At 55.9% G+C, this 304-nt stretch carries 1 protein-coding gene; it reads right to left on the bottom strand.

Annotation, left to right across the window (positions count from 1 at the left end):
* On the bottom strand, window positions 1–304 hold a 304-nt coding region (locus DCK90_RS16815; RefSeq protein ID WP_159075874.1), incomplete at both ends, for a hypothetical protein.

The following is a 304-nucleotide window of genomic DNA, read 5'->3' as shown; positions in this document are numbered from 1 at the left end:
CCTGATCATCTGTCCCGGCCGCCGCCAGTACCGTGCTGAAGTCGACAATCTCGGTACCGCCGTCCTCCAGGGTCAAGGTCAGTTCGTTCGTGGTATTGTCCAGACTGAATGCCGTTATCGTTTGGTCGTCCGTATTATCGAGATATGCACCAAGGTCAACGGTGCCGCCGTTCTCCAAGGTCAGGGTGTTGCCGCTAAGGCTCAGTGCCTGATCGTCGGTGTTGTCCATGTAACCGGACAGGTCCACAAAATTCCCGTCCTCGATGGAAAGGTTGTTCCCGCTCAAGGTCAGGTTCTGGTCATC

This window comes from Muricauda brasiliensis (genome assembly GCF_003057865.1).
Taxonomy (GTDB): Bacteria; Bacteroidota; Bacteroidia; order Flavobacteriales; family Flavobacteriaceae; genus Flagellimonas; species Flagellimonas chongwuensis.
The sequence above is the reverse complement of the archived record's forward strand: the minus strand, read 5'-3'. Positions and strand labels throughout refer to the sequence as shown.